Origin of the sequence: Dyadobacter fanqingshengii, from assembly GCF_023822005.2 — a bacterium.
In the GTDB taxonomy this organism is placed as follows: Bacteria; Bacteroidota; Bacteroidia; order Cytophagales; family Spirosomataceae; genus Dyadobacter; species Dyadobacter fanqingshengii.
In genome coordinates this window covers 3,066,096-3,081,503 of the sequence record NZ_CP098806.1, presented here as the reverse complement: position 1 = coordinate 3,081,503, position 15,408 = coordinate 3,066,096, and the positions used below count along the sequence as shown (strand labels likewise).

Annotated in this window: 16 protein-coding genes; 12 read left to right on the top strand and 4 right to left on the bottom strand. The window is 45.0% G+C overall.

The window, feature by feature from the left end; genetic code table 11:
- The first annotated feature begins 6 nt into the window (after positions 1 to 6).
- The 11 genes from dapA (at position 7) to NFI81_RS12825 (ending at position 9,951) form a co-directional block, all read left to right on the top strand.
- Complete coding sequence (dapA, locus tag NFI81_RS12875; protein WP_234612042.1) at positions 7 to 897, top strand: 4-hydroxy-tetrahydrodipicolinate synthase; 891 nt, start codon at positions 7 to 9, stop codon at positions 895 to 897.
- Positions 898 to 904: 7 nt separating this feature from the next.
- Positions 905 to 1,963: an aminotransferase class V-fold PLP-dependent enzyme gene (locus tag NFI81_RS12870; RefSeq protein ID WP_234612043.1), complete on the top strand. Its 1,059-nt coding sequence runs from the start codon at positions 905 to 907 to the stop codon at positions 1,961 to 1,963.
- A gap of 73 nt (positions 1,964 to 2,036) precedes the next feature.
- Positions 2,037 to 2,750 (top strand): NUDIX hydrolase, encoded by a 714-nt coding sequence (locus NFI81_RS12865; RefSeq protein WP_234612044.1) that lies wholly within the window; start codon positions 2,037 to 2,039, stop codon positions 2,748 to 2,750.
- Positions 2,751 to 2,838: 88 nt separating this feature from the next.
- The gene (locus NFI81_RS12860) at positions 2,839 to 3,408 is read left to right on the top strand and encodes a MarC family protein (protein ID WP_234614855.1); all 570 of its coding nucleotides are present in this window, start codon (positions 2,839 to 2,841) and stop codon (positions 3,406 to 3,408) included.
- 45 nt (positions 3,409 to 3,453) lie between these two features.
- Positions 3,454 to 3,918 (top strand): pyrophosphohydrolase domain-containing protein, encoded by a 465-nt coding sequence (locus NFI81_RS12855; RefSeq protein WP_234612045.1) that lies wholly within the window; start codon positions 3,454 to 3,456, stop codon positions 3,916 to 3,918.
- Positions 3,919 to 3,954: 36 nt separating this feature from the next.
- Positions 3,955 to 5,190: a peptidase T gene (pepT, locus tag NFI81_RS12850; protein WP_234612046.1), complete on the top strand. Its 1,236-nt coding sequence runs from the start codon at positions 3,955 to 3,957 to the stop codon at positions 5,188 to 5,190.
- Positions 5,190 to 5,825 carry a ribonuclease H1 domain-containing protein gene (locus tag NFI81_RS12845; RefSeq protein ID WP_234612047.1) on the top strand — a complete coding sequence of 212 codons (636 nt, stop codon included), beginning with the start codon at positions 5,190 to 5,192 and terminating at the stop codon, positions 5,823 to 5,825. Before pepT ends, NFI81_RS12845 begins: the two co-directional genes overlap by 1 nt.
- A gap of 7 nt (positions 5,826 to 5,832) precedes the next feature.
- Positions 5,833 to 6,555, top strand: coding sequence for a tRNA1(Val) (adenine(37)-N6)-methyltransferase (locus NFI81_RS12840; protein WP_234612048.1), 723 nt, complete (start codon positions 5,833 to 5,835; stop codon positions 6,553 to 6,555).
- A 60-nt stretch (positions 6,556 to 6,615) separates the two neighbouring features.
- Positions 6,616 to 7,584, top strand: coding sequence for a glycosyltransferase family 2 protein (locus NFI81_RS12835; protein WP_234612049.1), 969 nt, complete (start codon positions 6,616 to 6,618; stop codon positions 7,582 to 7,584).
- Positions 7,585 to 7,644: 60 nt separating this feature from the next.
- The gene (locus NFI81_RS12830; RefSeq protein WP_170916577.1) at positions 7,645 to 8,256 is read left to right on the top strand and encodes an inorganic pyrophosphatase; all 612 of its coding nucleotides are present in this window, start codon (positions 7,645 to 7,647) and stop codon (positions 8,254 to 8,256) included.
- Positions 8,257 to 8,355: 99 nt separating this feature from the next.
- Entirely contained in the window at positions 8,356 to 9,951 is a 1,596-nt protein-coding gene (locus NFI81_RS12825; RefSeq protein WP_234612050.1) for a peptide chain release factor 3, read from the top strand.
- A gap of 76 nt (positions 9,952 to 10,027) precedes the next feature.
- On the opposite strand, the gene NFI81_RS12820 is transcribed toward NFI81_RS12825, so the two are convergent.
- The 4 genes from NFI81_RS12820 to NFI81_RS12805 form a co-directional block, all read right to left on the bottom strand.
- Positions 10,028 to 10,435, bottom strand: coding sequence for a DUF4890 domain-containing protein (locus NFI81_RS12820; protein ID WP_234612051.1), 408 nt, complete (start codon positions 10,433 to 10,435; stop codon positions 10,028 to 10,030).
- A gap of 66 nt (positions 10,436 to 10,501) precedes the next feature.
- Complete coding sequence (locus tag NFI81_RS12815) at positions 10,502 to 11,245, bottom strand: DUF3307 domain-containing protein (protein WP_234612052.1); 744 nt, start codon at positions 11,243 to 11,245, stop codon at positions 10,502 to 10,504.
- Complete coding sequence (locus tag NFI81_RS12810) at positions 11,242 to 11,880, bottom strand: SatD family protein (protein WP_234612053.1); 639 nt, start codon at positions 11,878 to 11,880, stop codon at positions 11,242 to 11,244. Before NFI81_RS12810 ends, NFI81_RS12815 begins: the two co-directional genes overlap by 4 nt.
- Before the next feature lie 115 nt (positions 11,881 to 11,995).
- Entirely contained in the window at positions 11,996 to 12,280 is a 285-nt protein-coding gene (locus tag NFI81_RS12805; RefSeq protein WP_234612054.1) for a hypothetical protein, read from the bottom strand.
- 101 nt (positions 12,281 to 12,381) lie between these two features.
- Here NFI81_RS12805 and NFI81_RS12800 point away from each other — a divergent pair, with 101 nt between their 5' ends.
- Positions 12,382 to 15,408, top strand: coding sequence for an amidohydrolase family protein (locus NFI81_RS12800; RefSeq protein ID WP_234612055.1), 3,027 nt, complete (start codon positions 12,382 to 12,384; stop codon positions 15,406 to 15,408).

Genomic DNA, 15,408 nt, shown 5'->3' with positions numbered 1-15,408 from the left:
TAAATAATGCCATTGGACCAACGTTTCAAAGGGGTAGGAGCGGCGCTGATTACACCTTTTGATGAGCAGAATGAAATTGATTATCCGGGTCTGAAAAGATTGATCGACCTGGTCACGGAGGGTGGATCGGATTACCTTGTGGTGCAGGGGACAACCGGCGAATCGCCTACGGTGAACTCCCGCGAAAAGCGTGAAATTCTGGCATTTACAATAAAGAATAACTCCAAATCGCTCCCTATTGTTTACGGACTGGGCGGCAATGACACGCAATCGGTTCTGGATTATATAAAAGAAACTGATTTTACTGGCGTTGATGCTATCCTTTCGGTTTGTCCTTACTATAACAAACCCACTCAGGAAGGCATCATCGCACATTTTACGGCAATTGCGGATGCTTCTCCGGTTCCTGTTCTGCTGTATAATGTTCCCGGCCGCACGGTGATCAATATGAAGCCGGATACGATCATTACGCTTGCTGCGCATGCCAACATTATCGGCATTAAGGACGCGGGCGGTTCGATTGAACAGAGTATGGAGCTTGCATCGCGTGTGCCGGATGATTTCTTGTTGCTTTCCGGTGATGATAACCTCGTAACCACAATGGTAAGCGTAGGCTGGCATGGTGTTATCTCCGTGATTGCCAATGCGTTCCCGAGAGAATTCGGTGAGCTTACCTGGCATGCATTGGAAGGTCGATTCAAAGAAGCTGCCAGATTACAACTTGCATTTCTTGAATTTGACACCTTGTTATATATCGAGTCCAATCCGGTTGGCATTAAAAAATGTCTGGAAATCAAAGGCATATGCAGTTCAGCAGTGCGCTTACCATTGTTGAAAGCTTCCCACGAATTGGGTGAAAAGCTGCAAAAAGCAATGGTGCGCGAAGGATTTATTTGATTTTGAAATGATAACATTCTATCCCGGTCCTTCTAAAGTTTACGATCAGGTTGGCCAATATTTGCAGGAAGCGTTTGAAAGCGGCGTCATCAGTGCCAATCACCGGAGCTCGGCCTTTATGCAAATGCTGGAAGACACAATCCGAAACCTGAAAACCAAGCTGAATGTGCCTGCTGATTACGAGGTTTACTTCGTTTCATCAGCGACTGAATGCTGGGAGATCATTGCCGAATGCCTCATTTCGGACGCGAGCCTGCACATTTATAATGGTGCGTTTGGTGAAAAATGGATGGAATACACGCAAAAGCTGACCGGTGCGGCCAGATCTTTCTCTTTTGAAACCAATGAAGAGCTTGTTTTAAATGTAGCAAAAATGCCTTCTGTGAACGAAATCATTTGCATTACGCACAATGAAACCTCCAACGGAACAGCGCTAACTTCTGAATGCCTAAATACATTACGCGCGCAGTTTGACAACATTATCGCTGTGGACGCGACATCTTCCATGGCTGGCGTCGAGCTTCCGTGGCTAAGCGCCGACGTTTGGTATGGATCCGTTCAGAAATGTTTTGGACTGCCTGCCGGAATGGGTGTCATGATTGTTTCGCCAAAAGCAGTGGAACGCGCCATAGCCATCGGAAACCGGTCACATTATAACAGTTTGCTGTTCATCCGCGACAATTTCCTGAAATTCCAGACTCCATATACACCCAACACGTTAGGCATTTATCTGATGAACAGGGTCATGCAGCAAGTTGAAGCCATTCATGTTGTGGATGCGCTGACAACGGCCCGCGAATTGGATTGGTATTCGTTTTTGCCCAAAAACGGTTATCATCTTTTAGTTGAAAATGAAGCTGTTCGGTCCAAAACGGTTATTGCGGTCAAGGATACAAAAGAACGCATTTCGGTGATCAAAAAGGCAGCTTCACAGGAAGGCATCGTGCTGGGAAATGGTTATGGAAAGGATAAGGAAACCAGTTTTCGCATTGCAAACTTTCCTGCTATTACCGACATGGAGATCCAAACATTGAAGGATTTTCTGGTTTCCTTCGCGTCAAAATAGCGAATGAGTAGTAATAGAGGCGATTTGCTTTATTAACTAAATATTAACTTACTCACTCCCGCAGTATCAAGTTGTGCGATTAGATATATTAAAACAATATCAGGCCCAAACCAAGTGTCTGGTCGCTCTGGACTCCATTATTTTCGGTTTTGACGGCGAAGAATTAAAATTATTACTGGTAAAAAGAGGCATCGAGGAAGAACATCACACGTGGTCTTTGATGGGTGGCTGGGTGCAGCCCGACGAAAGCCTTGAAGGCGCATCGTCACGCATCCTTTTTGAGCTTACCAACCTCACAGACATTTACCTGGAACAGCTCCACACATTCGGAAGCCCGCAGCGCGACCCGGTCGAAAGGACCGTTTCGGTGGCCTATTTTGCGTTGATCAATGTGGAGGATTATGATCATAAGCTTTCCAAAAACTTCGAAGCGCAATGGTTCCCGATCCAGGAATTGCCCAAATTGCTTTTTGACCATGATTCAATGGTCGAAATGGCCATTCAGCATTTGCGTTATAAGGCTTCGCAGCATCCGATTGGCTTTGAGCTGCTTCCCGAAAAATTCACAATTCCGCAGTTGCAGAAATTGTATGAAGCCATTTTTGGAACGGAGCTTGACAAGCGTAATTTTTCACGTAAGCTGCTTTCTACCAATCTGTTAGTTAAGTTGGACGAAAAGCAAAAGGGTTTTTCGAAAAAGGGCGCTTTCTTTTATAAAATTGATGAGGAAAAGTACAAAAAGCAGTTTAATACATTCCTGAATTTCCTGCCTGGAAGCGGTAATTAACTTGCAAATTTTGGCGCAGATGACATTAAGGGTTGTGTAAGCAGTGGGTTTTAAGCAACTTTGCGGACAGATCACCAGGCCCGGCCCCATGTTCAATTTCAAGGAAATCGTTTCCGTAACACTCATTCTCTTCTCGGTTATTGATATCCTGGGTTCGCTGCCTGTGATTGTGGATTTTCGCAGGAAGCTTGGTAAAATTGAGTCTGAAAAAGCAACTTTGGCGGCAGGGTTCATCATGGTGCTTTTCCTGTTTTTGGGGGAAAGATTGCTGAGCTTGTTCGGTGTAGATGTGGCTTCATTTGCCATTGCAGGGGCTATAATCCTGTTTTTGCTGGGTATGGAAATGATTTTGGGACGAAACATTTTCAAGCACGACAATATGGATGTGGGCGTCGCTTCCATTGTCCCTATTGCGTTTCCGCTCATTGCCGGGGCCGCCACCATGACCACATTGCTTTCCCTGCGTTCCGCTTATCAGATCGAGAATATTCTGGTCGGCATTCTGCTTAATTTATTCTTTGTATATCTGGTTTTGAAATCATCAACCTGGCTGGAAAGGAAGCTTGGGCAGGGTGGAACGGATATTCTGAGAAAAGTTTTCGGGATCATCCTGCTTGCTATTGCGATCAAACTATTTAAGACAAACCTTTCTATGTGAGGGTTTTATAACGTATTTATTGAATTAATTTAACACAAAATAAAAATGCAACAATTGGACAGCCTTAACCAGGTCGCTGAATTTCACAAAACATTTAAACACCCTATTCTGGAAACGCCTACGATCCCTTCCGAAGAAAGAAGCCGGTTGCGCGTGGCCTTGCTGGCTGAGGAATTGAAGGAATTAGAGGTTGCGATTCTGGAAAAGGACATTGTAGAAATTGCCGATGCACTTTGTGACCTGCAATATGTGTTGTCGGGCGCGGTGCTGGAATTTGGTTTAGGGGAAAAATTCAGGGCTTTGTTTGATGAAGTGCAGCGCTCGAATATGTCGAAAGCTTGCCTTACGGTGGAGGAAGCCGAAGCAACGGTGGCACATTATGAAGCCAAAGGGACAGATTGTTATTATAAAGAAGACAATGGTAAATACTTGGTTTACAGGAAAGCAGATGATAAAACATTGAAAAATATCAACTATTCACCCGCTGACCTGACTTCAATCCTGAACTGATCACGCAAGAATTCATACACATTAAATGCTGCTTTTATGACATCTGTTCTGGAACGTTTTCTTCGGTATGTGAAGATCGATACGCAATCAGATCCGAATTCGGAGAGTTTTCCGAGCACCGCAAAGCAGCGCGACCTGAGTAATCAGCTTGTCGTTGAGTTACAGGAACTGGGCATTGAAGACGCGCATTTGGATGAGCATGGTTATGTTTATGCAACCATTCCTTCCAATTCCGAAAAAACTGACATTCCGGTCATTTGTTTTTGCTCACACGTGGACACCTCTCCGGACGTTTCCGGCGCGCATGTAAAGCCGATTGTGCATAAAAATTGGGGCGGATCTGACATTGTTTTGCCCGATGATACAACACAGATTTTACGTATCGGAGAACTGCACGATTTGGATCAACAGATTGGAAATGATATCGTTACAGCGAGTGGGACTACGCTTTTAGGCGCTGATAATAAAGCAGGTGTTGCTGAGATTATGGCGGCTACGGAATATTTAGTTAATCATCCTGAAATCAAACACGGCGCCATCAGAATTCTTTTCACACCCGACGAAGAAGTAGGAAGAGGAACGGAGCAGGTGAACATTGCCAAACTCGGCGCCAATTTCGGTTACACCGTTGATGGGGAGGCAGTAGGCACATTGGAAGACGAGACATTCTCAGCCGATGGTGTTAAAATCACCGTTCACGGCGTGAGCACGCACCCGGGTTATGCGTTAGGCAAGCTAGAAAACGCATTAAAAATAGCAGGAGATATTCTAGCCGCATTGCCAAAAGATTCGTTATCGCCCGAAACCACAGAAGGCAAGCAAGGTTTCATTCATCCGACGCAAATCGAAGGAATTCAGGAAAAAGTAACATTAGGCTTTATTCTCCGCGATTTTACAGTTGCCGGTTTGAACGAGAAGGAAGCGATTTTGAAAGAAATAGCTGATAACGTGCTTATTAACTATCCGAATTCAAGCATTGAATTCAAAGTAACGGAGCAATATCGCAACATGAAGGAAATCTTAAATCAACATCCGCAAGTTCTGGAAAATGCGTTGCTAGCCATGCAAAAAGCTGGTTTAAACCCAATCCAGCGCAGCATAAGAGGCGGAACGGACGGTTCAAGACTATCTTTCATGGGTTTGCCTTGCCCCAACATTTTCGCCGGAGAACACGCTTTTCACTCCAAGCTGGAATGGGTTTCAGTGCAGGATATGGAAAAGGCGGTAGAGGTTATCGTAAACATCGCCCAGATCTGGGAAGAGAAAGCTTAATGGCGAAGAAAACAAAATATTACGTCGTCTGGCAAGGAAGGAAGACGGGCGTGTTTACGGATTGGAAAGAGTGCGAAGCACAAATAAAGGGATTTGAGGACGCGCGTTACAAGTCTTTTGAATCCATACAAGAAGCAGAAGCAGCCATTCAGCGTAATTATTGGGAATTTGTAGCCAAAAAAGAGAACAAGCCGGCCATAGCAAAAGAAATTCCTGCTAACATTGGAAAACCCATAAAAAATAGCATTGCCGTAGATGCAGCCTGGAATACGGCTTCCGGTGACATGGAATATCAGGGCATTTATTACCAAACCGGTGAAAGGATTTTCTTGCAGGGACCATTCAAGGATGCGACCAATAACATAGGCGAATTTCTGGCCATCGTGCACGCATTGGCCTATTTACAAAAAAAGGAAAGCGATTTGCCCATTTACAGCGATTCCAGAACGGCCATTGCGTGGATCAAGAAAAAGCATGCGAATACGAAGTTGGCATTGACGCCCAGAAATAAGCCTGTTTTTGAAATGCTGCAACGTGCCGAGCGCTGGCTTGCGGCCAATAAGTTTCCGAATAAAATCCTGAAATGGGAAACCGAATACTGGGGCGAAAACCCGGCTGACTTTGGAAGAAAATAGAACGGTTATGGCTAGAAATTCCTCTTTTCGCTTCAAGAATTTTACGGTGCAGCAAGACAAGTGCGCCATGAAAGTATGCACGGATGCCTGCGTGCTGGGCGCCTGGGCCGACATTACAGACGCCGATTACATTCTCGACATTGGAGCGGGAACAGGTTTGTTATCCTTAATGGTGGCGCAAAGAAATTCCTATGGCATTATCGACGCTGTGGAAATTGACGCGGAGGCGTTTTATCAGGCGGGCGAAAATGTCGAGAACAGCCCGTTTCATGACCGGATCAATCTTTTTCATTCTGCTGTTCAGGAGTTTACTTCGGAGCATAAATATGATGTGATCATCACCAATCCGCCGTTTTTTCAATCCGATCTGCTTTCGCCACTTGATAAAAAGAACATTGCGCACCACGCCAAATCGCTTGATTTTGCCGAATTATTGACTGCTATCGACACGCTTTTGTCGGATACGGGGAAATTTAACATTCTGTTTCCGGTTGATGAAGGAAAGCAGTTTTTAACCAAAGCATTGGAATCCGACTGGATTTTGAGCCGTAAAATGACATTGTTTCACCAGGAAGGCAAAAAGGCATTTCGCCAGCTGATGACATTTCAGCGCATAGAACCTGTTCATAGTCTGGACATTACGCAAGAACTTCACATTTACGAACCGGACGGGACAACGTACACCCAATCATTCAAGGCATTACTGAAAGATTTTTATATGATATTTTGATCGGGAAAAACACGAACTTTGCCCGGTAATCCCGGTTTTGGGCTTTGCTTTTATAGATTCATGACTCATTCAGCTATCCAGATTTCCGTTGTCGTTCCGCTTTACAATGAGGAAGAATCATTGCCTGAACTCAGTGAATGGATTGCGCGGGTAATGAATGAAAATGGCTTCTCCTATGAAGTGATTTTTGTCGACGATGGCAGCAAGGACCGTTCCTGGGAGGTTATTTCAAATATTTCTGAGGAGAATCCGAGCGTTCGGGGACTGCGTTTTGTAAGAAATTATGGCAAGACCGCTGCATTGCAAACTGCTTTTCAGGCTGCCAAAGGCGACGTGATCATTACCATGGACGCGGATTTGCAAGACAGCCCGGACGAAATTCCGGAGCTTTATAAAATGATCACAGAGGATCGTTATGATTTGGTCTCGGGCTGGAAAAAGAAGCGTTACGATCCGATTACCAAGACAGTTCCTACCAAAATATTCAATGCGGCCACGCGCAGCATTTCAGGCGTTTCGCTGCATGATTTTAATTGCGGCCTGAAAGCTTATCGCAAAGAAGTTGTGAAAAACATTACGATTTACGGAGAAATGCACCGTTACATTCCCGTTATTGCCAAGTGGAACGGCTTTGCCAAAATCGGTGAAAAGGTTGTGCAGCATCGTCCCAGGAAATACGGCACAACGAAATTCGGGCTGGAACGTTTCATTTTTGGCTTTCTGGATTTGCTTTCGATTGCCTTTGTGAATAAGTTTGGGCGCAGGCCAATGCATTTGTTCGGTAGTCTGGGAACACTCATGTTTTTTCTGGGAAGCATTATAGCTTTCTGGCTTTTAGGGAAAAAAATTTACAATATTTACAATTTGCAACCCTATCGGAACGTGACGGAAAACCCGTTGTTCTTTCTTGCACTGGTTGCCATTATGGTTGGTTCTCAGCTATTCCTTGCGGGTTTTCTCGGGGAATTATTTGTCAAACAATCGGTCTCGAAAACAGGGGACTATAACATTTCAGAAAAGGTCGGATAACCAGGACCACTCGTTAATTAAAAATATTATCCATATCAAGTTATTACTATTACACAAATAATGATCGCCAACGTACACAAAGCACATCCCTGGCACGGGATCCCGATGGGAGACAATGCACCTAATCTCGTAACCGCCTTTATTGAAATTGTTCCGACTGATACAGTAAAATACGAAATAGATAAAGCAACCGGCTATCTGATGATCGACCGGCCGCAGAAATATTCGAACATTGTTCCGGCACTTTACGGTTTTATCCCAAAAACTTATTGCTCAGAAAAGATCGCGGCGCTTGCACGCGAGCGTTCAGGCAGGGACGTAACCGAAGGCGACGGTGACCCGCTGGATATCCTGGTTCTTTGCGAAAAGATCATTTCACATGGAGACATTCTTTGCACAGCGAAGCCAATCGGCGGAATTCGTCTGATCGATGGCGGTGAAGCAGATGATAAAATTATTGCTGTTTTGAAAGGCGATGAAGTTTACGGCGGATTTTCGGATCTGAGCGAGCTTCCGGAAGGGATCGTTGAGCGTTTGAAACATTACTTCCTGACTTACAAGAACTTGCCAGGCGAAAAAGCGCACATTGAAATTACCAATGTATACGGCAGAGAAGAAGCGCATGAAGTGATCATGACTTCTGTTGAAGATTACAAGCATTCTTTTTACTGAGATCTGATTTAACATTGATCGTTTAGCAGTTAGATAATTTAGAGCCGTCCCGGTTAGGGGCGGCTTTTGTTTATTCTTATCTTTGTGCAAATTTTAGATATGAGTAATTTAGAAGAAATCAAGAAGCGGCGCACATTCGCAATTATCAGTCACCCAGATGCCGGGAAAACGACACTTACCGAAAAGCTGCTGCTTTTTGGAGGTGCGATCCAGACTGCGGGCGCGGTAAAATCCAATAAAATTAAAAAAACCGCCACTTCCGATTTCATGGAAATCGAGAAGCAAAGGGGAATTTCGGTCGCAACTTCGGTAATGACCTTTGAATATAAAGATCTGCTGATCAACATTCTGGATACACCCGGTCACAAGGATTTCGCGGAAGACACTTACCGGACATTAACGGCGGTGGATAGTGTAATCCTGGTAATTGACTGCGTAAAAGGCGTGGAAGAACAGACGGAACGGCTTATGGAAGTTTGCCGGATGCGTAATACGCCCGTAATTGTATTCATCAACAAGCTGGATAGGGAAGGACAAAATCCATTCGAACTGCTGGACGAACTGGAAACGAAATTAGGCATTCGCGTTCGCCCGCTTACGTGGCCGATCAATATGGGTGTGAACTTCAAAGGGGTTTACAGTTTATATGAGCAAATGCTTTATTTCTTCAAAATCAATAAAACCAAGATTGAAAGCGACGTTGCTAAGGTAAGTCTTGAAGACGAAAACCTGGTTGAATTGCTGGGGGAAAGAGACGCATCGCAGCTTACTGAGGATGTGGAGCTTGTGGAGGGCGTTTATGATGTGTTTTCAGAGGAAGCTTATCAAAAAGGCCAGTTAGCGCCGGTTTTCTTCGGCAGCGCCATTAATAATTTTGGTATAAAAGAATTGCTGGATACATTTTGTGAGATCTCACCGATTCCGCAGCCAAGGCCGACGGATGTTCGCGAAGTGTCTCCAATGGAGCCTAAATTCACGGGTTTTGTATTTAAAATACACGCTAACCTGGACCCGCGCCACCGCGACCGCATTGCGTTTTTGAGGATCTGTTCAGGGAAATTTGAGCGAGGGAAATTCTATAAACACGTGAGAATGAACAAGGATGTTCGGTTTTCAAGTCCGTTCACATTCATGGCTTCGGCGAAAAGTGTGATGGACGAAGGTTTCCCAGGTGATGTGGTAGGACTTTACGATACGGGAAGTTTTAAGATTGGCGATACATTAACGGAAGGTGAAACGCTGCAATTCTCTGGCATTCCAAGCTTTTCACCCGAGATTTTTAAGGAACTCATTAACCTCGATCCGATGAAATCCAAGCAATTGGAAAAGGGCATTCAACAACTTACAGACGAAGGCGTTGCGCAGCTTTTTACATTGGATTTAGGAAATCGTAAAATTGTAGGAACAGTTGGTGAACTTCAATTCGATGTAATCCAATATCGCCTCGAACATGAATATGGCGCAAAATGTCGTTGGGTTCCGATGAGCATTACACGCGCTTGCTGGCTTACTGCGGATGAAAAACCTGCTATGGATCAGTTCGTTCGTCTGAAGGGAAACCAAATCGCTTACGACAAGGATAGAAATCCGGTTTTTCTGGCAGAATCGGAATGGATGATCCGCATGAACCGGGAGAATAATCCGGCGATACATTTCCACTTCACGTCGGAATTTAAGACTGAAATGGCGATTTAGGTTTGTAATGGTATTCATAGAAAAAGGGTTGATATCTTGCGATACCAACCCTTTTCATTTTCTGATAAAAGAGAGCTTAATTATTTCGTGAACCTCCGCCGCCGCCATTGTCTCGACTGTTTCCATCGCGACTATCTCCACCACGGCGGTCGCCACCACGGCGGTCTTCGAGCATGGTTTTATATTTTTCCTGTTGTTCAACAGTCAGTAATTTCGCAACCTCGTTATTGAAAGTTTCCATCGATGCCCGCATTTGCTCGCGATCAACGCTTTGCGCCGCTCTCAACTCCTTCACTTTCTGCGCCCTCGCCAGTGTCAAATTATAAATTTGCTTTTGCTGATCTTCCGAAAGGTCCAGTTTTTCAGTCATTTGTTTGGTCTGATTTTCTGCTCGTTTCTCGGGCGTTACGTCAGAATCCTGGCGTTGGGCAAAGGCTGCTATACTAAAAAGAGCCATTATCATGGCTAACATTGTCTTTTTCATGGTTATCAAGTTTAGATACTCATGTTAGAGCAATTTGTCACAGCAAGGTTTAATCACATTGCATTTTTAATACAATGTTTTCACAACCAACGCCACCGCAATTGCGCAAGTATAGCTCATTAATGTACCCACAAGCACGTATTCGGACTTTTTGCTAATGTAAGCCGCAGAGATTTCTCCGCTGGCAGATTTATCATTATAACGCAAAAGTGATTTAGCAGCAATGAGGAAACCAATGGCCGAAAACTGGCTTACCAGCACAAAAACGAAGATCAGCAGCCTTTCCGACATGCCGATCCAGCGTCCGGCATTTGCCAGGTTGTCATCCGCATTAGGCGCCAGTTTAGCAAGTTCTTCGCGCCAGGGTTTAGTTAGAATGCCCACAAAAAAGGAAATTGGGGAGAGTGAAATGAGCGCGCCGGTAAAAATGGCGAGTGTTTTTGTGGTGAATAACCAGGTTTTAAAAACTTCCACGCCCGCAGGTAACGCACTGGTAATGATGAGCGCGGTAAGGGCAATGCTGATCAAATGTGCCGCCTGATCGACCACAAACCAGATCAATGTTCCTTTTTTATCCAACGCAATTTTAATAATGTCAATAACACCGTGTGCTGCGCCTAATGCAAGTGCAGGGACAGGATTAGACCAGTAACCCAGCACGACGTAAGAGACAATGATGACTAGCGCAATGTGAAGGTAAAAGTATTTGGAGCGGAAGGATTTTTCTCTTTTTTCAATGACCCATTTTGTGGGTTGCCAGTAGAAATCAACCAGAATGTGTGCGAGCAATAGTTGCAGAAACTCTATCATAATTTTGTTTTTGTGTATAGTGATAAATGTTTGGGAAAGGTAGCGAGAAAATTGTCAATTGCCCACCATTTCGAGGAAGCGACGCGCTGACTGGCGGCAGGCTGGCTGATCCCGAGTTGCTCGGAAATCTGGTTAATGTTCTTTTTCAGAAGCAATGCTACAATTACTTCGCTTTGGGAAGTGGTCCAGTTCTCGATAAGTGTCTCCAAAAGGTCCAGTGTCGCATTTAGTGGCTCGGAAGGGGTTGATAATGCAATCCCAATCCGCGCTTTTTGCTTTCGGATATTGTCAGCCAGATGTCCCGACAAACGAAATGCTTCGCCATCGGATGTGCCTGCGCGGTCGGTAAGCTGTTCTGTTTTTCCTATGCCGATGGCAACGCGCAGATCGGTGTTTCTGGCATGCGTGCGCATGGATGCGCGAGCGAGAATGGCGGCGTGCATGGCCTCATTGGAATTCTTCAAAACCCCCTGGAAGCTGTCTCCCCGATATATTTCAGGTTTCAGCGCCCAGTCGAAAGCGGAATTTTCCCGCAACAGATCGATCATTTCGCTAAGCCATTCTGTGGTCTTTTCTCGCGTGAAAAGCGTTGAATTAACCATATCAGCGGTGATTACGGCATAATACTTCTTCATTGAATATAAGCTTTTAGCCTTATAATGAGTAAATATAAGGTAAAAACCTTATATCAGGCAAATATAAGTCAAAAACCTTATATTGATCAAATATAAGGTAAAAGCCTTATATTTTTTACAGTGAAGATTTGACTAATGCTTCCCATTCTTCTTGCAGTGATCCTTTAAAAACCGGTTTTCCAGCCCGTTTATACCAATATCCCGCATTCCATGCGTCTCCCTCAACCCGGTGCAGGTAAGCGTGAAGATGATCATAAATTGGCGTGCCTTCCTTGCTTTGTGCAATGTTATGGGCTGCTTCCCAATCGTCTTTTGCAGCATACCAAAGGGCTTTCAGGGGTTCTGAGATTTCTGGTGGAGAAGCTTGCGAAAGCGATTCTTTGAATTGATTGTAATTCATTTTATAAAAGGTTGGATAAAGATTAGTAAATGTAAGGACAAGATGCGAAAATGATTTTTACTTGTAACTTGTAGTTCGCAATTGCAATCAAATAACACCATATGTTTAAACGATTATCAGCCTTGCTGACCTGTCTTACGATCAGCGTGATCACGCATGCGCAGGAAACATTCCCCCAAAACGGAGCTTACGACGAAAGATCAGGCCGCTATGCATTTACGAATGCAAACATCGTTGTGGATTCCAAAACCACAATCCTGAAAGGAACCATGCTTATTGAAAACGGGATCATCCGGGAAGTGGGAAAACAGGTTAAAATCCCTGCGGGAACAGTGGTGATGGATTTGAAAGAAAAATACATTTACCCTTCGCTGATTGATCTGGACTCTGATTATGGAATGCCGGATGTGAAAAGGGAACGCGCGGCGGGCGGCCGACAAACGCCTCAACTGGAATCGAACAAAAAGGGTGCGTTTGGCTGGAATCAGGCGATTCAACCTGAAAACGACGCGAGCCTGATATTTACGCCTGATGCGAAAAAGGCGGAGGAGCTTCGCAAAATCGGTTTTGGAACTGTGCTTATTCATTCGCATGACGGCATTGTGCGTGGAAATGGTGCAGTAGTAACATTAACCGACGAGGCGGCTAACAAGGCACTGCTGAAAAGAAAGGCTTCGGCTCATTTTTCATTCAGCAAAGGCTCTTCTTCGCAAACTTATCCATCATCTACAATGGGTGTTGTAGCGTTGCTAAGGCAAAATTATTATGATGCAGATTGGTATGCCAAAACCGAAAAAGTTAAGGAAAACAACCTTTCGCTCGAAGCATTCAACCAGATCAAAACACTTCCATCCTTTTTTGAAACCAATGATAAATACAGCATTATTCGTGCTGATAAGGTCGGTGATGAATTTGGAATACAATACATTATCAAAGGCGGCGGCGATGAATATCAGCGATTAAAGGAGATTAAAGCCACAAAAGCCACATTGATCTTGCCCCTCCAATTTCCCGAAGCCTACGATGTTGCTGACCCCTGGGATGCGGACCTGGTGAGTGTGGCGCAGCTGAAACATTGGGAAATGGCTCCTAAGAACCCAGCAGAGGTTGCTAAGGCGGAAATTCCTTTTGCATTCACGGTTTCAGGCATGAAGAACAAGGCTGACTTTTGGAAAAATATAAAAACCGCCATTGAATACGGACTGCCGAAAGAAAAGGCACTGGAAGCATTAACGACCATTCCTGCAAGCCTGATCAAAGCGGAAGGACAGGTTGGGAGCTTGAAAAGGGGGTTGCTTGCCAACTTCATTATTACTTCCGGCGATCTGTTCGGAAAGGATAATGTGATTTATGAAAACTGGATTCAGGGAAAACAGTTTGTTTTGTCGGCAATGAATGCGCCGGATGTGCGCGGGACTTATGCGCTGTCTGTGAACAATCAGCCTGCGGGAAAGTTGCAAATTACGGGTGCACTGGATAAGCCGGAATATAAAATATCGGTTCAGGACTCTGTCAAAATAACGCCTAAGGTGATTCTTTCTGACAAATTGCTGACGATGACTTATCAGGCTGATAAAAATGCCGGAACAACGCGCTTGACTGGCTGGCTGACTGGAACAAACCTGTATGGCGAAGGCGTTTTGCCAAACGGAAATGTTGTTTCCTGGTCGGCGACGCTTTCCGAAAAATATCAGCCTGCGGTAATCAAAGATTCCACGGTTGCAAAAGTGAAGGAAACCGGGCCGGTCTATTATCCTTTTGTTGGTTTTGGAAATGAGACATTGCCCGTGGCTGAAACGGTTTTGATCAGAAACGCGACGATCTGGACCAACGAAAAAGAAGGAATTTTGCAAAATGCAGATGTGCTGGTTCAAAATGGCAAAATAACCAAGGTTGGAAAATCACTATCCGCGCCTTCCGGAGCCAAAACCATTGACGGAACGGGCAAACATTTGACCAGCGGCATTATCGATGAGCATTCACACATTGCGCTGTTCACCATCAACGAAGGCGGACAAACCAGTTCTGCGGAAGTGAGAATGAGTGATGTGATCAATCCGGATGACGTGAACATTTACAGACAACTTGCCGGCGGCGTAACAACCTCGCATTTGCTTCACGGCTCTGCAAATTCAATAGGCGGCCAAAGTGCATTGATCAAGCTGAAATGGGGGGCGAGTCAGTCGGAAATGCTGATCCCGGAGGTGAAGACGATCAAGTTTGCTTTGGGGGAAAATGTGAAGCAATCCAACTGGGGTGACATTGTCAGAACGCGTTTCCCACAAACGAGAATGGGCGTGGAGCAAGTGTTTTTTGACCATTTCCTGCGCGCAAAGGATTATGCTGCACAATGGAAAGCCTACAATGCCAATTCCAAAAAGCAAGCTGGAAACGCACCGCGGCGCGACATTGAACTGGATGCCCTGGCAGAAATCCTGGCCAGCGAGCGCTTCATTACTTGCCATTCGTACGTGCAGTCGGAGATTAATATGCTGATGCATGTGGCTGATTCACTGAATTTTAAGATTAATACATTTACCCACATTCTGGAAGGTTACAAGCTGGCCGACAAAATGGCCAAACGCGGCATAGGCGGCTCCACTTTTGGAGACTGGTGGGCTTACAAAATGGAAGTAAAAGAGGCGATCCCATACAATGCGGCATTAATGTATCACGAAGGCGTTATGGTTGCGATTAACTCCGATGATGCCGAAATGGCGCGCAGATTGAATCAGGAAGCTGCTAAAACGGTCGAGTATGGCGGTGTGCCCGAGGAGGAAGCCTGGAAAATGGTGACGCTCAATCCTGCCAAGTTGCTGCATGTGGACAATCGTCTCGGCAGTGTGAGAGTTGGTAAAGATGCCGACCTGGTGCTCTGGAACGCACATCCGCTGTCCATCTACGCGCGGCCAGAGTTTACCATGATCGAAGGCGCTGTGTATTTTGACAGAAAAAAGGATGAAGAAAAGCAAAAAACAATGGCTGTTGAACGCGAAAGGCTGATCCAGAAAATGCTGGGCGATAAAGCGGAAGGAAAGCCAACGCAAAAACCACAGGCTACGCAACCCAAAATGTGGCATTGCGAAGACATTGTAGGCGTTCACACGGAACATGAGACAGCACATTAA